Consider the following 26,541-nt stretch of genomic DNA (forward strand, 5'->3'; position numbering starts at 1 on the left):
ACCGAGATCAGTAAGGTCGTGGGCATGAGTGATCGCGAGTTCGACGTCATCGTTTACGGGGCCACGGGTTTTGTCGGCAAGCTGACCGCCGAGTACCTGGCCAAACACGCTCCCGCCGGCACCAAGGTCGCGCTGGCGGGCCGCAGCGAGCACAAGCTCGCGCAGGTTCGATTCAACCTTCCCGCACCGGCGAACGAGTGGCCGCTGGTGATCGCCGACAGCAACTCACCGGCCTCGCTCGACGCGATGGCCGCGCGCACCCGCGTCGTCTGCACCACCGTCGGGCCGTACCTCAAGTACGGCGAGAACGTCCTCGCCGCCACCGTCAACGCCGGCACCGACTACGTCGACCTCACCGGCGAGGTGCCGTTCGTCCGACTCTCGATCGACAAGTTCCATGATCAGGCAGCGTCCAACGGCGCCCGCATCGTCCACTCCTGTGGATTCGATTCCGTCCCTTCCGATATCGGCGCCTACCTGCTCCACAAGAAGGTCGCCGAGGACGGCGAGGGCACGATGGGTGACACCACCATGGTCGTACGTAGTTTCCGCGGCGGGATCAGCGGCGGCACCGTCGACTCGATGCGGGTGATCGCCAAGGAAGCCGGAGATGCGAACACCCGTCGCACACTTCTCGACCCACACGCGCTGTCCACCGAGCCGGGCGGATATGCCGGCATCAAACGCAGTGCCGAGCCCAGCGACATGGCCATGGTCAGCGGATCCAAGGTCGATCCGAGCCTGCGAGGCACCCTTGCCCCATTCTTCATGGCGAGTTACAACACCCGCATCGTGCGTCGCAGCAACGCCATTCTCGACAACGCATACGGCCCAGACTTCCACTACGGCGAAACGATGTACGTCGGCGGCATCCCCGGGGTCTCGACGGCCATCGCCGGCGCCGTGACCGCAGGAACCGCCGCGTTCCTCGGCGCGATGTCGATCGGGCCGATCCGCAGCGTCCTCGACCGGCTGCTCCCCAAGCCCGGCGAGGGACCGTCCGAGAAGGCCAGGGAGACCGGACACTTCACCACCGAGACCTACACGACCACCACGACGGGTAAGCGTTATCGCTCGCGGATGGTCGCGAAGGGCGATCCCGGATACAAGGCCACCGCGGTGATGCTCGCCGAGAGCGCTCTGTCGCTCGCCCTCCATCGCGACGATCTGCCGCCGCGCACCGGAGTCCTCACCACCGCGGCCGCCATCGGCGACGTCCTCATCGAACGCCTCCGCGGCGCCGGGTTCCGCCTCGAGACCGAGCGCCTCAGCTGAATCTGCTCCACTTCTGTAGAAATGCTCCACTTCCAGAGCCCTGGAAGTGGAGCATTTCTCTGTAACCGGAGCAGATCAAGTTATCCACACCTCCGCCGGCCATCCACAACCCACCCTCCGGCCGCCAGTCTGGGCCGCAGCCGTAGCCCATCATCAGATTCATGGGGGACAACACTTCTGATGACGACAGGCTCATCCGGCGACGCGATGCCGCGTCCGTCGGCCTCGGGGACGACGCACTGAAGGTTCGGGTCAAGACCGGGCAACTGACCCGGCTCTACCGTGGCTTTTACACGTTCAGCTGCGACCTCACCGATCTGGCCGAACACGAGCGTGAACAGTTGCAGTATCGACGCACGGTGCTCGGAGCCGCGAACGCGGGCGACGGGTCGAAAGCTGTCAGTCATCACTCGGCTGCGGTCCTGCATGGCCTGCCCCTACTGGGCGGCCGAACAACACAGGTCCACTTCACCGCGAATCGGAAAACGGGTGGACGAAAGAAGGGACGGGCGAACGTCCTTCATGCGGCGCCCTGGCTCTCAGACGAAGTCATCGAGATCGACGGCCTGCTGGTCACCTCATTGGCGAGGACGGCCGTCGACCTCGCTCGTATCGGAAGCTTCCTGCAGGCGGTGTGTGCCTTCGACGGCGCCCTCCGGATGGGCGCGACGCGCGCTGACGTGGAGTCGATTCTGGACCGCAGCCGCGGTCGCACGGGCGTCGCCAACGCGATCCGCGCGTTCGCGATTGCCGACGGTGACGCGGAGAGCATCGGTGAATCACTCTCACGCGCGTTGATGCACACGTTCGGCGACATCCCGAGACCACGGTTACAGCACAGGTTTCACGACGCGAGCGGCGCCTTCGTCGCACGTACCGACTTCGACTGGGACGGAGTGGTAGCCGGCGAGTTCGACGGTTACGCCAAGTACATCCGCTACCTCAAACCTGGCGAGACCATTGCCGACGCCTATGAACGGGAGAAGAAGCGCGAGCAAAAACTCGCACGTCTCGGCGTCATCGTCACCCGACCCACCTAACTTGCTCCACTTCCAGAAAGACGCTCCGCTTCCAGAACCCTGGAACCGGAGCAAATTCCCACAACCGGAGCAGATTCGAGCGGCGTCAGGCCAACAGGTTTGCCAAGGACCGACGCCGGCTCGCCGGTGGTGTCGCGTCCGTGCGGAACAGGCGCAGCACCGTGGTGACCACCTCGCCGTCGGCCACACTCAGGACGTCCGCGAATTGCTTTGCCAACGACTCCAATTCGTCCACCCGATCCGGCGCGATCTGCGCCAACTCCGAACGGCCGTCGGCGTAGAGGAAAACCGGGTTCATCGGATGCACCGCGAGGCCCATCATCTCGGCACGAATCCACAGCTCCTGCATCGTCTGCCCACCGCGGACGTAGTCTGCTGTGCTGCGTCCTTCCTGGGTCACCACAGCCAGCGCCGACGACGTCATGACGCGGCCCTGGGCGTCGGCACCCAGTACCGATCCGGCGCCCCACGCGTTCAGGTGAGCCATCACGTCGGGCCTGCGCAGCAGCACCATGAGTGGCGCTTGTTGCGGCAGCAACGCCAGGTCGTCCACATCGATACCGGTGTCGGAGTGCACGTCTGATGGATCGATGATCTCGGCCATCATCTCGGCGTGCAGCTCGGGGGTCAGGTACCGGAGGCGTTCGGTGGCTCCGGCAACGGCCGCGAATCCGGCGAGGGCACTGCGCTCGGTGATCAATCGGACACCGGTGCCGGCGGAACCGCCGGACGACAACGCCGCGATCACACCCGCATCGAGTTCGCTGCCGTCCCCGAACGCGCGGTTGGTGCGACGGTCGAGGATGGGTGTAATGCTCGCGCCGGTTTCGGCGATGTCGCCGAAGTCGACCCGCACCTGGACGTCGTCGCCGTCCCCGACGATGCCGGCTTTGCCGTACACCCCGACGGCTGCGGCTGCGGCAGTCAGGTTGTGCAGCACTGCACCAAGACTCACCGCCGACGACCGGCGCCCGACATCGGCGCTCGACGTCGGCGTCGCGTCCAGCCGCACGGTCACCCCGTCGTCGTCGGACGAGAACCGCCACGGTTGCGAGTTGCCGGCGGACGGTGCGCGCGATCCTGCGAACAGCACCGCATCGCGGGCGGTGAGACCGTCGATGATGGTGTGCACATCTGCCGGAACACGTTCGGGCACAACCTCGTCGACAACCGGGGATTCCAGGCCGTCGAGAATCGAATCGAGGTCCACGCGCACCCGGCCGGAGGGGAGGTCCTCGCCTCGGACGATCCGGCGCACCGCCGCAGCGACCGTCGCACCGCCGAGAGCCACGTCGCCGCCGAGCTGCGGCCAGGCAGACAGGGTTCGGCCCATCTCCAGCGCCGACGCCGCCATGCGCGCCGTCAGCCGTGCCCCGTCGAGGATCTTCACCGCGAACGGCGCCTTCTGCTCGGTGGTGAGTCCGGCGAGGGCCTCGGAGTCGAAATCTCCGAGCAGGCCATGGAACAGCGGCCGGTCGGGTTCGAGATCGAAACGTTCGACGTCGAGCACGCCGCCATCGCTGGTTTCCATGATCACCGGAATCCCCAGAGCCCTGGCCCGATCCCGTACCAACACTTTGGCGTCGAAGGAGTCGCACTCTTCGATCACCACATCGAGCCCGTCGAGAAACGCATCGATCGTCGCCGCCTCGGCGCCTCCCTGATGCACCTGCACATCGAGGTAGGGGTCGAGTTCGGCGATCCGGCGGGCCGCGACCACTGCTTTGTTCACCCCGATGTCGAAGACCGACCCCGGCACCCGGTTGAGGTTGGTGAGTTCGATCTCATCGAAGTCGGTCAGTCGCAACTGCCCACAGAGCCCTTCCAGAGCGAGCGTGTGCGCGACCACATGACCGACACTCAGACCGACCACACCGATACGCAGCGTGGCCGCGTGATCTTGCTCGACGGCTGACAGCTTGTTTCGGTTCCGATCGAGCCGCAACCTCCGGTATGCGGCCGGGCCGAGTAGATGCACCGCTTTGCCGCGCCACGGGTAGTGGATCCAGCGACTGCCGTCGGCTTCCGGCGAGCCGCTCGGAGGGGGCACAAGCTTCTCTGCCGCCTCGGTCAACTCGGCGGTCAGATCGATGAAGTCGACCGCGCCATCGGCTCGGAGTCCATCCAGCTTGAGCTGGTCCTTCGAGGATCGCGGATCGAGAATCTCGACGGCCGCCCCTCCTGCCGGCGTGTGATCCTGCGCTGGCGCGGGCACGGCACCGCCTCCTCATCCGTCTTCTACGTCGTTTCCTGGCCAAGTGGCCAGCTGTAGTGAGACGTTATACCGATGCAGTCGTCTCTTCAGAAATGGGGGAAACTGAAATGCGTGGCGTGAGAAAGTTCGCCAATAAAGGCTCGCAGCAAGCGAATACGCGGGATCGAACAAAAGAAAATCACATCTTAACGATATCTCATCGTAGTCCGGGATATGGCGACGCCCACAGCGGCGATGACACGTCCACACTCCACGAGCGACAATTGACCAGATGAACCTCGCGGTGAACCCGTTTTCTACGCCGAACTAAGTGGCGCCGCAAGCCATCACCCATCAACAATTGTCTTTAATGAATTGATGATGTATCAGTGCAAACCCCTCAACCCAGGAGTCTCAGTGACTACAGACTATGTGAACGCCCACCGTTTCTCGCGCACCGACATCCCCGCGAGTGATATCCAGACGCAGGTCCTGACTGTCAGGGGTTCGACGTCGCTCGTCGTCGCAACACCCTCGTCCGACCCGGGCCTATGGCTCGACTACCTCGACGGCGCCCGGGCGTCGTACGCGTCACACGGCGTCTCCATGGCCCTCGAATACGACACCGTGGTGCGCGGTGAGTGCACCTCGTTGTTCTACGCGGCAGTCGACGAGGACGGCACCGTCATCGGCGGCGTCCGCGCTCAGGGTCCGTACGTCGACCCGCATCAATCACACGCACTGCTGGAGTGGGCGGGCCAGCCCGGCCTGGAACTGGTCACCGAGGCGATCCGGTCACGGCTGGACGAGGGCATCGTCGAGATGAAGACCGCCTGGGCGGCCGACGGTCCCGCCGCACCGACCGTCGCCGGCATGCTCGCACGCCTGGCCATTCCAACGTTCACGCTGATGGGTACGCGCTACATCATGGCGACGGCCGCCGATCACGTACTGCGCCGGTGGGAGTCGGCCGGCGGTCGCGTGGCCGAGGACATCCCGGCCTCGCCGTACCCCGACAACCGCTACCGCACCAGCCTGATGTGGTGGGACCGGGAAACCCTGGCCGCCGACGCCGACCCGGCGGTGTACGCACAGATGGTGGCCACCTCGGCGCCGCTGACCACCAACCGTCAGAGTCTGTTCTCGCCGTCGCGTGCGGGAGCCGCCTGATCTTTGTCGGTGACCCGACGCATCAGTGCCAACACGCCGACGTTGCGGGTCGTGTCCACGATCCTGACGGTCGGCTCAGATGGTGGCCCTGGGGTCCATTGGATCGCCGGGGCCACCATGGACACCACTTTGTTGCGGCCACCGTTCTTCGCGTAATAGACGCTCTGGTCGGCCATTCGGGTGAGCGTATCGATGACCTTGTCGATATTGGGTGTCCCGGCGGCGGTTTTTCCCAAAGGCGCCTGCACGGCGCCGACGCTGATCGTGACAGGACATTTTTCCGCGACTGCCAACCGAATGTTTTCGGCTATCTCGAAGAACTCTTCTCGATTGTCGGAGGCGTACATGACGACGAACTCCTCGCCGCCGAATCGGCTGATGAGAGAAAAGGGCGGCGCCGCGCTCTCGATTTTCGCGACGGCGTCCACCAACACCGCGTCGCCTGCTGCATGGCCGAGGGCGTCATTGACCTTTTTGAAGTCGTCGATGTCGATCATCATGAAGCCCACGCACTTTCCGTGCACAACAATCCATTCCAGCAGACGACTGCTGCTGTTGAGGAATCCACGCCGGTTGAGGATGCCGGTGAGCGGATCGGTGTCACCCAGTTTGGCCACGCGCGACAACGCGAAATCGAGCGATCGGCGTAGTGCACCGACCATGAAAACCGGTACCAGGACGGTGGTCACCGAGGCACCACCGGCAACCATCACCGCGACCCACGACGTGGCGTTGAGAGTGGACAGGTAAACGGCGAGCCCCATCGCGAACACCGCGAACGAAATGGTCACCCGAAGCGACGAGGCCATGGCCGCGATGGCGGGAATTGCGGCCAGCAGAGCGACAATTGCTCGCGAAACGGCAGGATCTGTCACGAGATAGGCAGCCCAGGCGACACCGACCATCCCACCGAAACCGAGTATCGCGAACTGCCGATCGGTCAACCGCCCCACGTAAAGAGTGATCGCAAATGTAATGGCCGAGAAAAGCCAGATCACCGTGAGATACTTGAATCCGCCGGCGACGATGAGCGACGGTGCGATCAATGCGAAGACCGGCAACCCGATTGCGCCGAAGGTGCTGATGAGTACGGCAGTCGAACGCGCGTCGAAGCGTTCGAAATACCGTGAACTCACTGTCGCAGCCTGCCCATCCCCGTGGAAAGTAGCTCGAACCCACCGCGCATTCGTCGATGCCGAAGATGGGGTTGCACAATCGTATCCCGCGGAGGCTTCACGAAACCCGATGGTGCACCCAGCTCGGGTCGCACGGCTCCATGCAGTGTAGACAGCCGACGGGAACCCGACCAGGCACATAGAGCGCAATCGTCCGATGGAGGTATTCTCAAGGCGACCCAGCTCGTGTAATGGGAGCCCGACCCGGTGTCGGTTCCGCAGGTGGGCAGGAAGGTTGGGCATGCCGCTCCCCCCATCGTCGCCCGGGTCCGCCCGCGACGGAATCACGGAGATCCGCGCTTGCACCGCTCACCTCGACTTCGATTTCCTCGGCGTCTCGGTGGTCTGCCTGGACCCGACCGGCCTCCTCGCAGGCGCGGTCGGCTGGGATCCGTCAGAGAAGATGAGGCCTGCGGCCCACAGTGCGCTGGTCGAGATGCTCGGGCGCGCATGCACGGTGTCGGTGGGACCCTACAACGACCTTCTCACCGTGTGTTTCGACGTCAGGGCCATCGCACCGGAAACGGTGGAACGCCTGATCTCGGAGTGTCTGACGCGACAACTCGATATCGAGGGTGGCGGATACTTCGTCCCGGCCTGTCAGGGTCTGGCCATCTCTTCGGTGGTCACCACCGCCACCGACGTGGCCGACCTCGTCCAGGCAGCGATCTCCGCGGTCCACTACGCGATCGTCGACGGCGACACGGTGGCGCACGCGACCCCTGACTCGATCGCCCGATTGCAGACCGAGGTTTCGAGGACCACCGAGTTGTCGAACGCGGTCGGAACCGACTTCGCGCTCTATTACCAACCGATCATCGACATCACGACGATGAAGACGGTCGGTTACGAGTCGCTGCTGCGGTGGCGGGTGGCCGACGAGGTCCGCAAGCCCCACGACTTCCTCGACGCCGCTGAGGCCACGTCGCTCATCGTCCCGATCGGCCGCTGGGGAGTGCAGGAGGCCCTGGAACAGCTCGCGATCTGGCGGGCCGCATCCGCGCCCCCCGGCCTGTTCGTCTCGGTCAACTTCTCTGCTCGGCAGTTGCAAGACCGGACACTGCCCGAACTCATTGCCACGACCCTCGAAACCACCGGTGTACCCGCCGACGCGCTGTGGGTCGAGGTCACCGAGCGGGATCTCATCGAGGTCGGTTCGCCCGCGTCGGCGACGCTCATCGAGCTCGACGCGCTGGGGTGCACCGTCTGCGTCGACGACCTCGGCACCGGGTTCGCGGCGCTGCGGTACATGGTCGAGCAGCCCGTGCAGGTGGTCAAGGTCGATCGGTCCCTGGTCGCGAAGGTGGGCACAGACGACAACACCATGCACAGCATCGTCAAGGCCGTCTGTGCTCTCTCGAGCTCACTCGGGATGGCGACCGTTGCCGAAGGTGTCGAAGATCCGGGACAGATCGCGCAGCTGCGAGAGATCGGATTCACCCATGGGCAGGGCTACCTGTTCGGCAAACCCGCCCCGGCCGACGAGATCACCCTCGACGCGTGATCGGCGCTCGCCTTTACATTCACAAACCCGCTACATTCCCAAACCCGCGGCGAGTGTCTGCCAGCTCATCGCCCGCGTATCTCGCTCGGAGACGTGCGTGGGAGTCAGCGGCCACGCGATCGCCAGGTCGGGATCGGCGAACGCGACGCTGATGTCCTCGGTGGCGTCATGGGTCCGGTCGATGCGGTAGCAGACGTCGGCGATCGGCGTCAGCGCCTGGAATCCGTGGAGGAAGCCCGCGGGAACGAACAGGTGCGCGAACGTCTCGTCGTCGAGTTGGAACGCCTGCTGCCTGCCGAAGGTCGGTGAGCCGGGCCGGATGTCGACCAGCACGTCGTACACCGCGCCGTGGGCACACCGGACCAGTTTCGCCTCACCCTCTCCGGATCGACCATGCATGCCGCGGACCACACCCTGCACCGACCTCGACTGGGAATCCTGGACGAATGTGCTCGACCGCCCCGGTTGACCCACGGCCTCGTCGAAGATCTCGGTGTCGAAAGTTCGGGTGAACAGCCCCCGCGCATCTCGATGCGGTTGCGGCACCATGAGCAGGACGTCGTGTAATTCGGTAACTTCAATGCGCACCCCACCTATGCTGCACCAGAAACGAGGTCCGTGAGATGACTTGCCGAGCCTGCGGCGGGGCGGTCACCGAGCGTGTCCTGGATCTCGGCGATCAGCCTGCCGCGGACAACTTCCCGCCTGCCGATGCGCCGGTGGTCGCAGCAGAGACAGCTCATCCTCTCGCAATGGATCTGTGCCTGACGTGCGGTCTGGCCCAACTGGCCGACGACGACACCGTCACCGACGAACCACGCGGGGTAGAACCCCAGGCCCTGATCGACCAGGCCGTCGACGCGATCACACAGGTCGCGGGGGCCGGCTGGCTCGACGGCCGCGGTTCCGTCACCGAGTTCGCGAGCCCCCACGGCGGCTCGTGGTTACCGCATCTGTTCGAGCGCGGGTTGTCCCCGGTGGCCGATGGGGATGCCGCCGCCGTGGTCGTCGACACCTTCTCGGTGATGCACGAGCCGGACCAGGCCGCGGCGTTCGCGACCCGCGCCCGAACCGTCACCCCCGATGGTGTGCTCCTGCTCCAATTCCACTCACTGGTCACCATTGTCGAACAGGGCCAGTGGAACGCCCTGCGCCACGGGCACTTTGCCTACTACTCGCTGGCAGCACTGCAGAAGCTGCTCGCGGCCGCCGGGATGTCTGTGGTCGAGGCCTGGAGCTTCGACCTCTACGGCGGTACCCACCTGATCGCGGCCGTGCACGGCGCCGGGGTTGCCCCGTCGGCGAAGGTCACCGAGATCCTCGACCACGAGGCGCAGCTCGGCATCACCGAGCCCGAGGTGGTCGCCGGACTGCAGACCGCAGCCGACGGACACGTCGGGCGCCTCGAACAATGGCTGGTCGATCAGCGGAACGCGGGCCGGCGGGTGTGCGCCTACGGCGCCGCGTCCCGGGCGAGTGCGGTCTTCTACCGCGCCGGGGTCGACCGGTCCCTGGTGACCGCGATCGCCGACGCCTCGACCGCCAAGCAGGGACGCCGGATGCCCGGCACCGACGTCCCCATCACATCGCCCGAAGAGATGATCGACATGCGTCCGGATCAGGTGTTACTAATGCTTCCGGACCTTCTCGCGGAGGTCTCGGCCCACTTTCCCCAGCTCGACGGCCGGTGGGTCCTCGACGACCCCGACGGTCGATGAGTCCGATCCGGAGCCCCGGAGCCGGTCTCGTGTCCGAGTTTGAGGTTAACTATTTGCTGTCGGGAGACAGTTCGACTCGGTGATCGCCGGGTCAAGGGAGGACTAAGACGTTGACGTGCCGTTTGTGTGGCAGCGATGCGCTGCTCAGTGTGCTCGATCTCGGGGCCACGCCTCCGTGTGAAAAGTTCCTGCGCGCCGAAGAACTCGATCAGCCCGAGGCCACGTTCCCGCTGCACATGAGGATCTGCGAGGAGTGCTTCCTCCTGCAGATTCCCGCGCTGATCACCCCCGAGGACACCTTCACCGACTACGCGTATTTCGCGTCGTTCTCCGACAGCTGGGTCGCGCATGCCAAGGCGTTCGTCGACGGCGCCATCGAGCGGGTCGGCCTCGACTCCGACTCACTCGTCGTCGAGGTCGCCAGCAACGACGGCTACCTGCTCCAGCACGTCGTCGCGGCAGGCATTCGATGCCTCGGGATCGAACCCTCGGTGAACGTGGGCGAGGCGGCCCGCGATCGCGGGGTACCGACCCTCACGGCCTTCCTCACCCCGGAGACCGCAACCGCGGTGCGCGCCGAACACGGCCCTGCGGCGCTCGTCGCGGCAAACAACGTCTACGCGCACATCCCCGACCTCCTCGGCTTCACCCAGGGCCTGCGGACCCTGCTGGCCGACGACGGCTGGCTGAGCATCGAGGTCCATCACGCGCTGAATCTGGTTGCGCTGGCCCAATTCGACACTGTCTATCACGAGCATTTCCAGTACTACACGGTGCTCGCTGCGAGCCGGGCTCTCGCGACCGCCGGCCTCACTCTTGTCGACGTCGAACTCTTGCCCACACACGGTGGCTCGATTCGGTTGTGGGCCAGGCCCGACACCGTCGATCACACGCCGGAGCCGTCGGTCGAGGCCGCTCTGGCCCTCGAACGCGAGGCCGGACTGCACGAGCTGGACGGCTACCGCAGCCTCCAGGACCAGACCGACAAGATCCGCCGCGATCTGCTGAAATACCTACTCGAACAGAAGGATCTGGGCAAGCGGGTGGTTGCCTACGGCGCGCCCGGTAAAGGCAACACCCTGCTCAACTACAGCGGGATCCGGCCCGATCTCATCGAATACATCGTCGACCGCAACCCGTACAAGCACGGCCGCTTCACCCCGGGCACCCGGATACCGATCTTCCACCCCGACCGGATCGAGGCCGACCGGCCGGACGTCGTGGTGGTGCTGCCCTGGAACCTGCGCACCGAACTCACCGCGCAGCTGCAGTACGTACTCGAGTGGGGCGGCGAACTCGTCTATCCACTACCGGAACTCACGGTCATCGATTCGAAGCACAAGGGAGTGGAGCTCACATGAAGGTGGTCTTGTTCTGCGGCGGCTACGGCATGCGCATGCGCAACGATGTCGGCGAGGGTCTGCCCAAGCCCATGCAGATGGTGGGCTCGCGTCCCCTGCTCTGGCATGTGATGCGGTACTACGCCCACTTCGGCCACACCGAGTTCATCCTCTGCCTCGGCTACGGCGCCCAGTACATCAAGGAGTATTTCCTCAATTACGCCGAGACCGAGTCCAACGACTTCGTCCTGAGCGACGGCAAGGTCGAGCTCCTCTCCTCCGACATCAGCGATTGGTCGATCACTTTCGCCGACACCGGGTTGGAGTCACCGATCGGTGAACGTCTACGCCGGGTCCGCAAGCACCTCGGCGACGACGAGCACTTTCTCGCGAACTACGCCGACGTGCTGACGGATGCACCGATGGACGACATCATCAAGCGCTTCCACGAATCGGGGGCCACCGCATCGATGATGGTCGTGCCGCCGCAGTCGTCCTTCCACTGTGTCGAGCTCGGTGAGGGCAGCACCGTCACAGGCATCACCCCGGTCAGCGAGTTCCCGATCTGGGAGAACGCCGGCTTCTTTGTGTTGTCCCAGGCCATTTTCGACCTGCTCCCCCCGGGCGGCGATCTGGTCGCCGATGTCTGCGGCAGCCTCGCCGGGACCGGAAAGCTGTATGCCTACCAGCATCTCGGTTTCTGGAAGCCGGCCGACACCTTCAAGGAGCGCGCCGAACTCGACGAGTCCTACCATCGCGGCGACCGCCCCTGGGTGCTGTGGAATCGCCCGGAAGCGCCGGTCTGATGATTTCTCTGCTGGCGTCGGTGTCGGAGGTGGCGCTGATCGGTGCGCACTGCGACGACATCGCGATCGGCATGGGTGGGACCCTGCTGACCCTGGCCGCGGCGAACCCGGGCCTGCGGGTGCGGGCGTTGATCCTGACCGGCGGGGGCAGCGAGCGCGAAGCCGAGGAACGCGGCGCGCTCGACGCGTTCTGCCCCGGCGGGGCAGTGGAGGTGACCATCGGCGATTTCCCCGACGGCCGCCTGCCCGCGCACTGGAACGAGGTCAAGAACACCGTGGCGGCGTTCGCCCGAACCACCTCTGCCGACGTGGTTTTCGCGCCGCAGCGACACGACGCCCACCAGGATCACCGGCTCCTCGCCGAGATCGCCCCCACCGAGTTCCGCGATCACCTGATCCTCGGGTACGAGATCCTCAAGTGGGAGACCGACACCCCACAGCCCCAGGTGTTCCTGCCGCTGTCCACCGACGTCGCGCAACGCAAGGTCGAACTGCTCATCGAGCATTATCCGTCGCAGGTCAGACATGACTGGTTCGGGGACGGGTCGGCGTTCCTCGCCCTCTCCCGCCTCCGGGGCGTGCAGTGCCGCGCGCCCCACGCCGAAGCGCTGATACTGGAAAAAGCCCAATTGAGTTTCGAAAGGCCATGACATGCGTGTACTGATCACCGGCAACCAGGGGTACCTGGGCACCGTGATGACCGAAGTCCTCACCGCAGAAGGACATTCGGTCACCGGGCTCGACTCCGGGTACTTCGCCGACTGTGTGATGGGCGCGGCGCCCACCGATCCGGTGACCATCAACAAAGATCTCCGCGACGTCACCCCCGACGACCTGGCAGGCATCGACGCCGTCATCCACCTCGCCGCGCTGTCCAACGACCCGCTGGGCTACCTCGAACCCGGGATCACCCACGACATCAACCACCACGCCTCGGTGCGGCTGGCGAGGGCCGCCAAGGAGGCCGGCGTGAGCCGGTACCTGTACGCGTCCACCTGCTCGGTGTATGGCGCGGCCGGTGACGGCCTCGTCACCGAAGACGCCGAGCTCAATCCGCTGACGCCGTACGCCGAGAGCAAGGTGCGCGTCGAGGCCGACGTCGCCGAACTCGCCGACTCGTCGTTCTCGCCGGTATTTCTGCGCAACGCAACCGCTTTCGGCTTTTCCCCTCGTCTGCGCGCCGACATCGTCCTCAACAACCTCGTCGGACACGCGGTCTACACCGGCGACGTGCGGGTGTTGTCCGACGGCACCCCGTGGCGACCGCTCGTCCACGCCCGCGACATCGCGCTCGCGTTCTCGCTGTCGCTGTCGGCGCCGACAGAGGCCATCCACTGCGCCGCGTTCAACGTCGGCTCGGAACTCAACAACGTCACCGTCGCGGAGATCGCGGAGGCGGTCGTCGACGCGGTACCCGGCTCCAAGCTGCTGATCACCGGCGAGAACGGTGCCGACCCGCGGTCGTACCGGGTCGATTTCAGCGCGATTCGCAAGGCCCTCGGTTACGAGGCGCAGTGGAGCATCGCCGACGGTGCCGTCGAGCTGACCCGCGAGTACCAGGCGGCCGGGATCACCGGCGACGAGTTCTTCAGCCGGTTCACGCGTCTGACGCATCTCGAGAAGCTCCAGGCGGCAGGCGTTCTCGACGATTCCATGCGCCGCCTCCCGGTCGGCAGCTGAGCCGTGGGCCGCTCGTTCACCCGTTCGACGGAGCTGCAGGCCCGCCTGCACGACCTGGTCCCCGGCGGGGCACACACCTACGCCAGGGGTTCGGACCAGTACCCCGAGGAGATGGCGCCGATCCTGGTTCGGGGCAAGGGTGCGCACGTCTGGGACGTGGACGGCAACCAATTCGTCGAATACGGGATGGGGCTGCGGTCGGTCACCCTGGGCCACGGTTACGAACCCGTGGTGGCGGCGGTCTCTGCGGCAATCGTGGACGGGGTCAACTTCTCGCGTCCCACCGAGCTGGAACTGGCTGCGGCCGAAGACTTCCTCGACTTGGTCCCGACCGCAGAGATGGTCAAGTTCGCCAAGAACGGCTCCGACGTCACCACCGCCGCCATCCGGCTGGCCCGAGCGGTCACCGGCCGCGAGGGCGTGGCGATGTGCACGCAGCCCTTCTTCTCCGTCGATGACTGGTTCATCGGGACATCCGAGATGAACGGCGGCATCCCGGATTCGCAGACGGCACAGTCGCATCAGTTCAGCTACAACGATCTCGATTCGCTCGATCGGGTGCTGAGTGGGCGGTCGATCGCCTGCGTGATCCTCGAGGCCGCCACCGCTCTCGCCGAACCCGAACCGGGATTTCTCGAGGGCGTACGAGCGGCATGCGACAAGTACGGCGCCCTGCTGATCTTCGACGAGATGATCACCGGGTTCCGCTGGTCCGAACACGGCGCACAGTCGCTGTACGGCGTCACCCCTGACCTGTCGACGTGGGGCAAAGGCCTGGGCAACGGGTTTCCGATCGCTGCGCTCGCCGGACGCCGGGAGTTCATGGAACGCGGTGGCCTACGCACCGATCACGAACGCGTCTTCTTGCTGTCGACAACCCAGGGCCCCGAACGGGGTTCCCTCGCGGCGTTTCGAGCGGTGGTCGCGGCCTACCGCCAGAGCGATCCGATCGGCCAGATGGAACGGGTCGGCGCCCTGCTCGCCGACGGCGTCAACGCCGCGGCACGCGAGGCGGGCGTCGAAGGTTTTGTCGAGGTCATCGGCCGACCATCCTGCGAGATCTTCGTGACCCGCGATCCCGAAGGCAATGCCTCGCAACCGTTCCGAACCCTGTTCATGCAGGAACTCCTCGACCGCGGAGTGCTCGGCCAGTCCTTTGTCACCTCCGCCGCCCACACCGACGCCGACATCGAACTCACCATCGAGGCCACACGCGCCGCGCTCGGGCCCTATGCCCGCGCACTGGAGGCCGGCACCACCGACGGACTGCTCCGCGGCCGCCCGGTCGCACCTGCCGTACGCCGATACGCACACCCGCGCCGCCTCCCCTAGCCGGGGGCTACGCGAGGACGTCGTCGACGACCTTCGCCATCCGTTCGCCGAAGTTGTGACGCGAGAACCCTTCGGCCCACGTTCGGATCTCCCGCGAATCGTGCTCGCTCGTCTCGAACGTCGACATCGCCTCGGCGAGACCGGCAACCACGTCGTCATCAGTGCCTGGCGTGACCAGTTTTCCGGTGGAACCCGGGATCACGGTGTCGAGTGCACCGCCCGCACCGAGGGCGATCACGGGGGCTCCGGTCGCCATCGCCTCGACGGGGACGATCCCGAAATCCTCGATGCCGGGCATGAGAAGCGCTGTGGTCCGCCGATAGAGATCGAGTAACTGCTCGTGGGGGACGCGACCGAGGAAGACGGTGTCGTCAGCGGCCATCTCCCGACAGGCTTCCATCGACCGGCCATCACCGACGACGACGAGGCGCTTGCCGGCCCGCCGTGCCGCCTTGACCGCAAGGTCTGGCCGCTTGTAGGGCACCATCCGTCCGGCGAGCAGGAAGAAGTCCTCGCGCTCCACCGAGAAGTCCGGAGTGAAGCCGTGGGTGTCCACCGGAGGATGGACGACGACGGCCTCGCGGCCCCACCACTGCTGGATCCGGTCCGCGACGGCGCTGGAGTTAGCGACGATCTGATCGAGGCGATCGACGGCCGCGAGCTCACCCCTCCGTGCCATCCGCGACAATCCCGACAGCACGGCGGCGCCGGCTGCACCGCCCGCCTCCTGCGCGCGGAACGTCGCGTCCCAGGCCCAGCGCGCCGGGCTGTGCACGTAGGCGATCACGGGGGCCTCGGTGGCAAAGGCCACCTGGGTGGCGAATGCGTGGTGGCTCACGACGACCGCATCCACCGCGCCGAGATCCATGCCACGAAATGCCCTCGGCAACAACGGTGCCAATGGGGCGTACGACTTGTGACCGAGAAGTCGGTAGGGACCGTCGAGCCACGTGGTCACCGGCGGCGACGACAATCCGGCCGGCGTGCCGGACTGGCGGGCGATAGGGACGTGGACAGTTGCCTGCGGCCAGGTCTTCGAGAACTGTTCGACAACGTGCTCAGAGCCCGCAACCTCGGTGAACCGCTCGTGCACGATCGCCATCCGCGGTTCGCTCATGCTTGCTCCACGCCGCTTCGCCCTCTCCCTGCTGGTCCTCCCCGCACCTGCGTACGCGGTGTGTCATTGCCGAACCTACCACCCCGGTTAGCGATCGGCAGGTTGCTCCGTCGCCGCCTGACGTGCGCAAACGACGAGGCGTGAGCCGATATACGCACCAACTGGAAGGATGGACGACGTGTCCGCGCCTCTCCCCCACGAATCGCCTGACGACGCCGGGCCTCCGGTCGACCTGTTGTTCGATGTACGCCACATCCGGCAGAGCGGCATCGGCACCTACATCAGGACCCAGCTGCGTTACCTCGAGCAGGTGATGAGCGAGCGGGGAATGACCCTCGCGATCCTCGCCGATCGAGACACAGCACCGGCGGTCAGCCCTACCACTCGGGTGATCCATTCCGATCCTGCCGGCGCCCGGATGTACTCCGCCGGTGAGCAGCGGGCGTGGGATCACGCACTGACAGTGGCCCGACCACGGGCACTGTGGGTCCCGCACTACCCGTTCCCGGTGGCCCTGCTGCGACGCCGCCACCGCGGCGTCCAGTTCTTCTCGACTGTGCACGACACCCTCCACATCGAGGACGAATCGCTCAGCAATCAGGGGACGGCACGGCGCACCTACGCGCGCGTGATGCTCCGCCTCACGGCAAAGCGGGCCGCGACGATCTTCACCCCATCCGAGGCGACGGCGCGGGCGCTGACCGACTTCACGGCGTCGGCCAACGTCTCGGTGACGCCCATCCCTGTGGACGACGCGTGGCTGGCGCCGGTGGACCCTGCGCTGTCACCGTTTGCGCCCCGGTACTTTCTCTACGTCGGAAACATCAAGCGCCACAAGAACCTCCTCGTTCTCCTCGACGCCTTCACCAAGGTCTTGGACTCGGTGCCACACACGTTGGTGATCGCCGGCAGCGGCGACACCCTCCGAACGCTCGACGAGCGCGTCAACCAACTCGTCGACGAGCTCGGTGACCGCGTCGAGGTGCCCGGCAGGCTGCCGTTCGACCAGCTACGCGCCATGGTCGCCCGTGCCGACCTGCTGGTCATGCCCTCGCTCTACGAGGGCGCAGGCCTCCCACCTGTCGAAGCGATGGCCTCACATACGGCAGTCCTGTCGTCGAACATCGCGGTGCTGCAGGAGACGTGTGGCGATGGCGCGGACTACTTCGATCCGTACGACGCCGGCGCCCTCGCGGAACTACTCCGGAAGTTCTCCGACGATGACTCCGCGCGAGGCGAATTGCGCGATCGCGGGTGGTCGCATGTGACGCGGCGCCAGGCCGCCATCGACCCGACGAAGACCGCGACGGCGATCTGCGCCGCGCTCGACGGCACGAGCCCGTGACGAACGGGAAGGTGCCCAAGGTGTCCCGACGACGCCTTCTCGGCGCGATACCCGTTGTCGCCGTTCTTGCCGCATGTTCCGGGGCGCCGGTTCGCGGCTCGACGCGCAACATTCGTGACCACGGCGCAGTGGGAGACGGGGTCAGCGATGATGCCGCTGCCATCACGGCCGCCGTCGCCGAACTGAAGTCCGGGGACACGCTCGCCTTCCCGGCGGGCACGTATCGCTTCGGCCGGCTGGATCCGGCGGGCGGCGCTGCGATATCGATTGCCGGACTCTCTGACGTGACCATCGATTTCGACGCCGGCGCCGAACTCGTGATGGACAATCTGGCATCGGACGGGGCCGGCACCAGTCACGGCATCGTGGTCCGCGGCCCGGCGACGGGTATCTCGCTCCTCGGTGTCGCCGTGCGGTGGGCCACGCAGCCGGCGGAACGGTCCATGGGCGACGGGATCCGGGTGGTCGGCTACCCATCAGAATCTTCCGGCGTGCCGGACGGGTGGTCCGGTTCCGAGGGCCGTGCGTCCCGGATAACACTGCAAGGCTGCAGAATACAGTCATCGCCTCAGGCGGGCGTGATCATGATGGGGGTGTCCGACCTCACGGTCACCGACCTCGAGGTGCACGACACCATGGCCGACGGTCTCCACTTCAACGCCTGCCGGCGCGGACAGGTCACCAACTACACGGCGACGAACACCGGAGATGACGGTCTGGCACTGGTGACCTACTACTCGTCCGACGACACCTTCGACAACAGCGCGGAGACCTTCTCGCTGTCCGAGCTGAGCGACTGGTCCGATGCAGACCTGACCATCAGCAACGTCACGATCAACGGGGGCAACGCAAACGGCGTCCGTCTCGCAGGCGTCAACCGATCGACACTCACCGACGTGAGTGTCCGGGGAGTGCGCACCGGGGCCGGTGTCATCATCGACTCCGCCGCCGCCGACTCGGATGCGGACTGGGACTATCTCGCTTCTCGCGGGGTCTCCATCGAAGGCTTGACCGTCGACAGCTCCGACAGCGGATTCCACGTACTCGCACGACCAGCAGGTGCGACCGACGACAGATTCAGCCGCTTCGACGTCGATGTGTCCGGCGTGCAGATTCGCGATTGCCCCCGGTGGTCGGTACTCGTCGAATCACTCTCGGACAGGCCCGTCAGCGGCGTTCGATTGCGAGACTGCACGGTGTCGGCGAGCGGAATCGACGACCGTACGGGCATCGTCGGCCTGCAGACGTCCCAGGGCGTGACGTTGGGGAAGATCTCCATCACGAGCAGTGAACCGGCAGTGGCGTTCTCTGCCAACGACTCGGCACGACTGCAGGTCGACGAACTCGGCATCGTGGTGACCTCGGCGGGCCCCGACCCCACCGCTGCGGGACCGCTGGCACAGTTCCAGAACTCGACGGGCTCGATATCGACCGCGAATGTGCAATGGCCCCAGGCGCCGTCGAGCTGGAGCCCCATTGCGATCACCGGCGCAACATGCACCGACGGGTCACAAACGACCAGTTCACTGGTGCAATTCGGCACCCTGACCACCCGGCCGACCACCGCTGCCGGACCCATCGACGACGGCTGCTGACCGCGGCTGCGACCTGTCGGGCGCACCGATGTCTCGACGTCGTCGACGCCAACGATTCGGAGTCATAAGCGACACGTTTGCGTAACTAACCGTTTTGCCGACTATTCGAGACGTACGTTTTTGATCGTGGCGTTCATCTTCCGTGCGTCGCTCGATCTATTGGCTCTCCACCAACTATTCGAGGCAATATGCGCAGCACTGAAAAGCTAGTGATTGTGCCCGAAAGGTCCATCTCGCGGTTGTCACGACGAGGTTTCATCGGAATCGTCGCTGCGGCCGGGGTTCTCAGCGCCTGCCCGGCCGTCGCGTCGGGGGCGACCCGGATCGTCCGCGACTTCGGCGCTGTCGGCGACGGGATCCGCGACGACTCCGCAGCCATCACCAACGCCGTGTCCCAGTTGCGATCCGGGGACACCCTACGTTTCCCTCCCGGGAAATATCGTTTTGCACAACGAAATCCGGCCGGTGGGGCCGCGATGACCATTGCCGGCCTGTCCAACGTCACCGTCGAGTTCGAACCCGGTGCCGAACTCTTGATGGACAACCTGGCATCCGATGGGGCCGGTACGAGTCATGGCATCGTTGTCCGTGGTCCGGCATCGCGAGTCACGCTCCGAGGTGTCGTCGTGCGCTGGAAGACGCAGCCCGCACTTCGGTCGATGGGAGACGGGATCCGCGTGGTCGGGTACCCCTCGACGTCCACCAGTGTGCCGGCCGGCTGGACCGGTTCGAAGGGGCCGGCCTCGTATGTGTCCCTACTGAATTGCTCGGTCACGTCCAGCCCCCAGGCCGGGGTGATCATGATGGGCGTATCCAATCCCACCGTCACCGGCCTCCGCGTCAACAAGACGATGGCAGACGGACTCCACTTCAATGCGTGCCGTCGTGGGAAGGTCAGCGACTACATCGCCACCGATACCGGCGACGACGCACTGGCGCTGGTCACCTATTACTCCGCGACGAACGGATTCGACAACGCTTCGCAGACGTTCTCCCTGGCACAGCTGGGCAGCTGGTCCGATGCCGACTTCACGATCTCTGCCGTCACCGTCGCCGGCAGTCGCGCCAACGGGGTACGCATCGCCGGGGCAAACGGGGCCACCCTGACGGACCTGACGATCCGGGGAGCACAATCCGCCGCCGGCGTGGTGTTCGACTCCGCGTCGCCCGGCGCAGACGCGGGCTGGCAATATGCCGCGTCCCGCGCAATCCGCCTCGACCGCGTCACCATCGAGAACTGTCAGACCGGACTGCAGGTTCTCGCGCGTCCGAACGGGTCGACGGGAGACATGTTCAGCCGCTTCGGCATCGATGTCTCCGGACTGACGATCCGCTCGTGTCCTCGCTGGTCGGTGATCCTCGAGTCATTGGGCGCCGCTGCCAGCGGGATAACAATCCGGGACTGCACGGCCACTGCGTCTCAGATCGCCTCCGGAACGGGGATATTCGGTCTGGCAACAACCCGTGGTGTGATCTTGGGAAACATCACGATCAACAGTGACGCTCCGGTCGTCGCCTTCTCCGGGGACAACTCGAGTCTCATCACAGCCACTCTGATCCGCGTGATCGTGACTGCCCCGGCCAACGCTTCGGCCGGGCCGGCGGTCCAATTCCAGGGCTCCGACGGGACGGTCAGAACAGTTGATGTCACGTGGACCGCAGCCAATGTCGGGTGGACGCCCGTCGTGATCGTCGGACGCGCCAACTCCGGCTGCTCCCCGACCAACCCTCCGGTGAAGATCACCACGCTCCGCGTCGTGCCCACCACGCTCACCAGACCACGAGAGGTCCGGTGCTAGCGAAAGCGGGTGCGAGACAGGGAACGTCACCTCTCTGTCGTCGGCGGCACCGCCCGTCGGCGACCTTCTCCGCCGGTGGATAGGAACGTGCCCCCCGCACTGCCATTCGCACGCGGCAACGTGGAGAGAAGACGGTCCACGGAAAGGCCCGCGGTGCGACCGCGGCCCGACCTCGACGTTGCTCGGGGGTATCCGTTGAGGACTACGCCGACCACCGGGACATCGGCGAGCGACAACCGTTCGAGGGCATCACTCAAGTCGTTGTACCGGGTGCGATTGGACCGCGCGACGACCAGCACGCCATCGGCTGCGCGCGCCAGCACGATCGCGTCAGAAGAGGTACCGAGCGACGTCGAGTCGACGATGACATAGTCGGCGCGCGTCGCCAGGTCCGCGAGCCCTGCCCTCATCCGTCCTGTGGCCAGCAACTCGGAGGGACTGTCCGCGGACGAGCCACCCGAGACGACCCACAGACGCGGCTGCCAACTCGCGCTCGGGAACTCGCCGATGTCGCGCTGGGTGCGCAGATAGTCGGACAACCCGTCGGCGGTGCCACCACCTGCGTGGTGAGCACCCTCCTCCCCGGCTACCAGAGCGGCGTCTACGAATACGACGTCCGAGCCCGCTTCGGCAAGTGCCACCGCAAGATTGACAGCAGTTGTCGTCTTTCCATCGCCATCGGTCGCACTCGTCACGACGATTGTCCGGAAGCCGTGGTTGTCCGGTTGCTCACCCGTGATCGTGGTTCGCAGTCGGCGGAAGGCCTCGGCAGCGCCGCCCGAACCGCGGAAGTCGACGAGGCCGGATGAGGAGAGCGATTTGTCTGCCGGAATGCTGGCCACCACCGGCCCCGACAGGAACGTACCGAGCGCGGTGTCGCCCTGGACGCGGCGGCTGAGCTGGGCCCGCAGGTAGCTGTACAACAAGCCGACCAACAGTCCGGCGGCGATCCCGAGCGCGATGTTGCGCCCGTAGTTGCGGCCGACCCCCGAGGTGTCGGGTGTCGCCGGGGTCACCAGTGACAGTCGCGTCGGGGCCGCCGCGTCGTCACCTGGCGCACCGTTCGCCTGCTCGCCGTCGAGGGCGGCGACAGTCGGTGGGAGAGCCGCCGCGAGCGCGTTGGCGAGGGCAGCCGACTCGTCGGCGTCATCGGTCCGCACGGTGACCGTCAAGATCGCGCTGCCCTCGTTCGCACCTGCAGTCGTTGCATCCCGCACCTGCGACACCGACATCTGAATCCCGCTGTCGGCCAGCGCGGTCGCGATGAGTCGGTCCGACGTCAACAATTCGGTGAAGGCCTCGGTCCGCTGCCGACTGGTGCTCTCGCTGTCGCTGGTCCGCGGCGTCTGGTAGATCGTAGCGGTCGACTCGTAGGCCGGTGCCTGCTGTGTGGTCAGGATGAGGCCGAGTGCGCCACCGACCACCACGCACACGAGCACGACGATCCAGCTGCTCCGCAGCGCGCCGATCGTCGAACGAAGCCAATCACTTCCGACGTTGTCGGGTCGATAGGCGATTCCACGTTGATTGTTACTCACCGGACTTCAGTTCCCCTCTCGAGGCGCGGAGTCCCCGCGCCCTCCCCGCCTTCGTGCTCGCACTGGCGAAGAACGCGCCGACGAGCGTGAGAAGTACGAGGAATACGACAATTCCTTGGGTCAACAATTGGATTCGCCACACCTCGGCGAAGCAGTAACCGATCACTCCCGCGGAGCCCGCGAGTACCGGCCCATAAGTCATGAAACGGCCGAAGATGTACCCGGCCAAAGGGAAGAGAAGCAGTGTGTACAACCAGCCCCAGGCACCGAACTCAGAATAGGTGTCGGCGAACTCGGAGTTGGTGGTGAAGTTGGACGCGGACGACACGGTGAATTCGTATGCGTCTGCGCTCACCGATTCCTTGGAACGGTTGACCTCTGCCGGAACGACAAAGCTGGGGAGCGCGGCGTAGATCGACTCCACCGGTCCCCCGGGCCTCTCGAAGCTACCCCGCATGATGGCGTCCGAGACGCCGAGCGACACCTGCGCCGGCACCGCCAGATATGCGCCTGACTGATACAGATTCATGGCCACGGGATTGGTGACTCCCGCATCGCGGTAATAGTTTCCATTCCGGACGAAATTCAAAGCCGTCAGGAGCGAGAACAGGATCAGGACGGCAACGACGAGGTGCCACGGCCGGACAGATCTCTGACCACCTGGTCTCCTACGGCGGTGGGCGACTGCCCAGATGAAGACATAGACGACGATCGCCATCAGCAGCGAGAGGCGCGATGCGATCAGGGAATTGAGCAGCAGGAGAGCCACCGCGATCAGCATCCAGACGATGCCGATCACCTTTTTGCGCCACAGGTAGACGGCAATCGGTGCGGCGAGGATGGTCGCGTACCGGAGAGTGGGTATCCCGGCCGAGTCCGGGAGAGCCTCGGTGAACGAATTGCCCGTCTGCGAGGTCAATGAGCCGATGATCGAGGTCGCACCGGCAATCGTGTAGAACGAGAAGCCGACCCCGATCGTCGCAGCAGCCAGGATCGTGAAGAAGTAGCGACGCTCGAAGGTCGCGGTGCTGGACCGCTCGTTCAGCTCCGGGTCCGGTGCGGTTCCCGACCCCAGCCGCCAGCCGATCGTCGCGAGCACGACCACTGCTCCGTACCAGACGAAGAGCATCGTCACCCCGGGAACGGTGATCGATGCCGGTTGCAGGAATCCACGGAGTTGCATCACCGATCCGGCAGGACACCCGCCCGCGGAACACCACCCGATCAACGACATCCACGAGATGAAAGAGGCGGCAACCGGAACGAGGATCAATACGGCCGGAGTGAGCAATCGTGCGACGGCGCTGCGCCTGGGCGGAGTATCGGAGCCGCTCTCGGACAGCAGGCTTTGCGCCTGGGTCAAGACGAGAACATTCTGTGCCGCACAAGGTCCAGAGCAACGAGAGCGCGAGTTGCGTCCATCATCGCCAGACCCTCCAGTTGTCGCTCAAAGATGGCTCGATTCCCGCGAGCAAAGCGCCACATCGTCGCTTACACTGACGCAGGTGAAGCGTATCCTACGGCACCGATCAGCGATTCTGCGCTCTGTGCGAATCGGCACTCTGTTCCCAGCAGCTGAGAAGAACGGTCGGTAACGGAACGTCGATTCGCCGCGACACATCTAAACAACATGACTGACAACTCGCGCTCATCCATGCCGCAAAACCGTGACACCGCCGACTCCCGCCCCTCGTTCGGCATGGCGATCACCACGGTCGGACGGTGGGATCACATCTGCCGGCTTCTCGATGATCTTGCCGCTCAGACTTTCCCACCTCACACGGTTTCCATCGCCTACGACGACAACGAAGATGCCGCGTCCGGCCTGGAGAGAGTCATGCGCGAGTTCTCGCCGAAATTGACGATTCGGACAGTTGTGAAACATGGTGGCAGCACAGCGGGGCACAACACCGCGGTGTCGGTGCTCGATGACGAGGTCGATTGGATTTATCTGCTCACCGACAATTGCAGGCTGGAACCCGACCTCCTCGAACGGCTCGCTCCGCATTGCGTGTCTCCGGCAACGTTGTGCGCGATGCGCCTTGTCGACGCAGACGGGAACAGGAACAAGGTGCCTGCCCCGGGTACGCCGTTCAACAGGCGCAACGCGTGGTCGGCAGTTGTGCCGGCGATGGCGATCAGCCGGCGACACTATGAGGCGATCGGCGGGTTCGACACCACGATCGGTTCAGGGTCCGAATCCCCGTGGCAGAGCGGGGACGAGACCGACCTCGTGTTGAAGCTCGCTCAGGCGGACGACTTCTCGATCCGCTGGGTGCCTGAGATCACGGTCACAGGACACACGGACTTCACCCACCTCACCCCTGAGGAACGGCGCCGCAAATTGCGGAATTACGGGCGCGGCACCGGTTATATGTTCCGGCGCTGGGATTACCCGGCGCGCGACAAGATCCGTTTCCTCGCCGGGGCCGCTAGTCTCCCGCTACGCGAACCCAAGAAATATCGATTCCGGGACGGTCTCGTACTGCTCATCGGGCGCAGCGAGGGCATTCTCGGCCGCAAGTTCACTCGGAAATCTGACCATCGAGCTGTCCTGCGGTGAGGTTCAGACTCCAGACATTCGAGCCTGTCGCGTGCTGAGGAGGCTCCGGTCGATCCGGGTGACCGCCAAGCATCTGCAGGCAGCGACGCAAATCGTTGCCGGTCTCGCGCTCAACGTGTTCCCCGCGATATTCATCGCGGTGTTCGCGCGGGTGGCGCCGATCGAACAACAGGGCCAGCTCGCGGTCTCGCTGACCGTCGGAACCTACGTCGCCCAGCTTCTTTCGGCCTTTGTCGTCGAGTCTCGTCTGGCCACGCCCGAGGCCGATCACGACCTGTTCATGCCGTGGTGGATGGCACTGCTCAGCGTCGTGTCCGGGGTCCTGCTCATCGTGAGTCCCACGGTTCCGCCGACTCCGATCATTCTGATCGGCGTCCTCGGGTTGTCCTCCGGTCTCCTGATGGCCCGGACCATCGGGGTGGTGCGAGGCAGATGGAAACTCGAGTCGGCGGCGGCCTTCCTGTTGGTCGGTGGCTGCCTCGCAGCGCTCCTGCTGGCCGTGTTCGACAACCCCAACTGTGTGAGGGTCCTTGCGGCGAGTGCGGTCGTCGCGATCCTCGTGAGGTACTGGCCGCGTCCCGCGCACCGCGACACCGGGATGCCGCCGGACCTCCGCCGAGCAGCCTGGGTCACCGGCGAGACCGCAACGGTCGGAAGCGTGCAGCCGACCCTGCAGGCCTTCATCCTCGTTCTGCTCGGACCCGCCGCCTCGGTCGGATTCCGGGTCATCTCGACGATCTCGGGCGTGCTCGAACCGATTCTTGCGTACGGCCGCGTCCGACAGCTCGCCCACGGTCACCGCGGCGAGGTCGCTCACGTGGCGCTGATCTTCGTCCTCGGAACGGCCGCGATATTCGTTGCGGCGTATCTGGGTTTATGGAGCATGATTTTCGGCCCCGCATGGAGCAGCACGTTACTTCCCGGGCTGGCAATAGCCTGCCTGTGGAAAGCGACCATGCTGTTCTCGACGATTCCCTTTGCTGCCTTGCGGCGAGTCGGCCAGACCAGGCAGGTGTTCTGGCTCCGTGCGGCGAATACCGCGTTGTACGTCGCGTTGGGGCTGGGGTTTCTGTTCGCGTTCGACAGCGGAGTCGCCGTGTTCTTGTCGTTTGTGGTCACCGAGGTCATCATGTTCGTTCCCTATCACCTGGCCGCCAGAAAATACTCTCCCGACTACCGGGCAAGTACCACTGTGCGAGGCGATCGCACAGCAGGGGAACCTGGAAAAGAATGACCCGAAATATAGGCTCAGCTGGCGGTATTCGACCAAGTATCAGTACAGTGATCACGCAATGGGAAGCATCCACGTTGCGTGGACGGGGAGCCGACGGATGCACCGCGAGATAGTCG

At 65.3% G+C, this 26,541-nt stretch carries 21 protein-coding genes; 15 read left to right on the top strand and 6 right to left on the bottom strand.

Annotated features, from left to right (window positions below):
* Window positions 1-24 precede the first annotated feature (24 nt).
* Entirely contained in the window at window positions 25-1,275 is a 1,251-nt protein-coding gene (locus tag J3S28_RS11750) for a saccharopine dehydrogenase family protein (RefSeq protein ID WP_237341366.1), read from the top strand.
* Window positions 1,276-1,436: 161 nt separating this feature from the next.
* Window positions 1,437-2,315 carry a hypothetical protein gene (locus J3S28_RS11755; protein WP_207840667.1) on the top strand — a complete coding sequence of 293 codons (879 nt, stop codon included), beginning with the start codon at window positions 1,437-1,439 and terminating at the stop codon, window positions 2,313-2,315.
* An 85-nt stretch (window positions 2,316-2,400) separates the two neighbouring features.
* On the opposite strand, the gene J3S28_RS11760 is transcribed toward J3S28_RS11755, so the two are convergent.
* Window positions 2,401-4,530, bottom strand: coding sequence for an Rv1355c family protein (locus tag J3S28_RS11760; protein ID WP_307797046.1), 2,130 nt, complete (start codon window positions 4,528-4,530; stop codon window positions 2,401-2,403).
* Window positions 4,531-4,926: 396 nt separating this feature from the next.
* On the opposite strand from J3S28_RS11760, the gene J3S28_RS11765 reads away from it, so the two are divergent.
* Entirely contained in the window at window positions 4,927-5,679 is a 753-nt protein-coding gene (locus J3S28_RS11765) for a hypothetical protein (RefSeq protein ID WP_207840669.1), read from the top strand.
* Here the strand turns inward: J3S28_RS11765 and J3S28_RS28725 are convergent.
* On the bottom strand, window positions 5,640-6,815 hold the full coding sequence (locus J3S28_RS28725; RefSeq protein ID WP_207840671.1) for a GGDEF domain-containing protein: 1,176 nt from the start codon (window positions 6,813-6,815) through the stop codon (window positions 5,640-5,642). The genes J3S28_RS11765 and J3S28_RS28725 overlap by 40 nt on opposite strands.
* A gap of 280 nt (window positions 6,816-7,095) precedes the next feature.
* On the opposite strand from J3S28_RS28725, the gene J3S28_RS11775 reads away from it, so the two are divergent.
* Entirely contained in the window at window positions 7,096-8,358 is a 1,263-nt protein-coding gene (locus tag J3S28_RS11775; RefSeq protein ID WP_207840672.1) for an EAL domain-containing protein, read from the top strand.
* Between the two features lie 30 nt (window positions 8,359-8,388).
* Here J3S28_RS11775 and rfbC read toward each other — a convergent pair whose 3' ends face one another.
* Entirely contained in the window at window positions 8,389-8,946 is a 558-nt protein-coding gene (gene rfbC / locus J3S28_RS11780; protein ID WP_207840674.1) for a dTDP-4-dehydrorhamnose 3,5-epimerase, read from the bottom strand.
* A gap of 35 nt (window positions 8,947-8,981) precedes the next feature.
* On the opposite strand from rfbC, the gene J3S28_RS11785 reads away from it, so the two are divergent.
* From J3S28_RS11785 to J3S28_RS11810, 6 genes are all read left to right on the top strand, one after another.
* The gene (locus J3S28_RS11785) at window positions 8,982-10,076 is read left to right on the top strand and encodes a class I SAM-dependent methyltransferase (RefSeq protein WP_207840676.1); all 1,095 of its coding nucleotides are present in this window, start codon (window positions 8,982-8,984) and stop codon (window positions 10,074-10,076) included.
* 110 nt (window positions 10,077-10,186) lie between these two features.
* Entirely contained in the window at window positions 10,187-11,437 is a 1,251-nt protein-coding gene (locus J3S28_RS11790) for a class I SAM-dependent methyltransferase (RefSeq protein WP_207840679.1), read from the top strand.
* Window positions 11,434-12,222 carry a glycosyltransferase family protein gene (locus tag J3S28_RS11795; RefSeq protein WP_207840681.1) on the top strand — a complete coding sequence of 263 codons (789 nt, stop codon included), beginning with the start codon at window positions 11,434-11,436 and terminating at the stop codon, window positions 12,220-12,222. Before J3S28_RS11790 ends, J3S28_RS11795 begins: the two co-directional genes overlap by 4 nt.
* On the top strand, window positions 12,222-12,872 hold the full coding sequence (locus J3S28_RS11800; protein WP_207840683.1) for a PIG-L deacetylase family protein: 651 nt from the start codon (window positions 12,222-12,224) through the stop codon (window positions 12,870-12,872). Before J3S28_RS11795 ends, J3S28_RS11800 begins: the two co-directional genes overlap by 1 nt.
* 1 nt (window position 12,873) lies before the next feature.
* Window positions 12,874-13,902 carry an NAD-dependent epimerase/dehydratase family protein gene (locus J3S28_RS11805; RefSeq protein WP_207840686.1) on the top strand — a complete coding sequence of 343 codons (1,029 nt, stop codon included), beginning with the start codon at window positions 12,874-12,876 and terminating at the stop codon, window positions 13,900-13,902.
* Between the two features lie 3 nt (window positions 13,903-13,905).
* Window positions 13,906-15,234: a glutamate-1-semialdehyde 2,1-aminomutase gene (locus tag J3S28_RS11810; RefSeq protein WP_207840688.1), complete on the top strand. Its 1,329-nt coding sequence runs from the start codon at window positions 13,906-13,908 to the stop codon at window positions 15,232-15,234.
* Window positions 15,235-15,241: 7 nt separating this feature from the next.
* Here the strand turns inward: J3S28_RS11810 and J3S28_RS11815 are convergent, their stop codons facing one another.
* Window positions 15,242-16,351 (bottom strand): glycosyltransferase, encoded by a 1,110-nt coding sequence (locus J3S28_RS11815; RefSeq protein ID WP_207840689.1) that lies wholly within the window; start codon window positions 16,349-16,351, stop codon window positions 15,242-15,244.
* Window positions 16,352-16,529: 178 nt separating this feature from the next.
* Here J3S28_RS11815 and J3S28_RS11820 point away from each other — a divergent pair, with 178 nt between their 5' ends.
* From J3S28_RS11820 to J3S28_RS11830, 3 genes are all read left to right on the top strand, one after another.
* Window positions 16,530-17,696, top strand: a complete 1,167-nt coding sequence (locus J3S28_RS11820; RefSeq protein ID WP_307797047.1) for a glycosyltransferase family 4 protein — start codon at window positions 16,530-16,532, stop codon at window positions 17,694-17,696.
* A 20-nt stretch (window positions 17,697-17,716) separates the two neighbouring features.
* Window positions 17,717-19,291, top strand: coding sequence for a glycosyl hydrolase family 28-related protein (locus tag J3S28_RS11825; protein WP_207840693.1), 1,575 nt, complete (start codon window positions 17,717-17,719; stop codon window positions 19,289-19,291).
* Between the two features lie 215 nt (window positions 19,292-19,506).
* Window positions 19,507-21,090 carry a glycosyl hydrolase family 28-related protein gene (locus tag J3S28_RS11830; RefSeq protein ID WP_207840695.1) on the top strand — a complete coding sequence of 528 codons (1,584 nt, stop codon included), beginning with the start codon at window positions 19,507-19,509 and terminating at the stop codon, window positions 21,088-21,090.
* A gap of 26 nt (window positions 21,091-21,116) precedes the next feature.
* Here the strand turns inward: J3S28_RS11830 and J3S28_RS11835 are convergent, their stop codons facing one another.
* Together J3S28_RS11835 and J3S28_RS11840 are read right to left on the bottom strand one after the other, a co-directional pair.
* Window positions 21,117-22,628 carry a tyrosine-protein kinase domain-containing protein gene (locus J3S28_RS11835; RefSeq protein ID WP_207840697.1) on the bottom strand — a complete coding sequence of 504 codons (1,512 nt, stop codon included), beginning with the start codon at window positions 22,626-22,628 and terminating at the stop codon, window positions 21,117-21,119.
* A complete protein-coding gene (locus J3S28_RS11840) occupies window positions 22,621-23,991 on the bottom strand; it encodes an O-antigen polymerase (protein ID WP_207840699.1) in 1,371 nt (456 codons plus the stop codon). The genes J3S28_RS11835 and J3S28_RS11840 overlap by 8 nt, the downstream gene beginning before the upstream one ends.
* A 267-nt stretch (window positions 23,992-24,258) precedes the next feature.
* Between J3S28_RS11840 and J3S28_RS11845 the strand changes: the two genes are divergently transcribed.
* A complete protein-coding gene (locus tag J3S28_RS11845) occupies window positions 24,259-25,191 on the top strand; it encodes a glycosyltransferase family 2 protein (protein WP_207840701.1) in 933 nt (310 codons plus the stop codon).
* 58 nt (window positions 25,192-25,249) lie between these two features.
* A complete protein-coding gene (locus tag J3S28_RS11850) occupies window positions 25,250-26,425 on the top strand; it encodes a polysaccharide biosynthesis protein (RefSeq protein ID WP_207840703.1) in 1,176 nt (391 codons plus the stop codon).
* Window positions 26,426-26,541 lie beyond the last annotated feature (116 nt).

This window comes from Williamsia soli, assembly GCF_017377795.1.
Classification (GTDB): Bacteria; Actinomycetota; Actinomycetes; order Mycobacteriales; family Mycobacteriaceae; genus Williamsia; species Williamsia soli.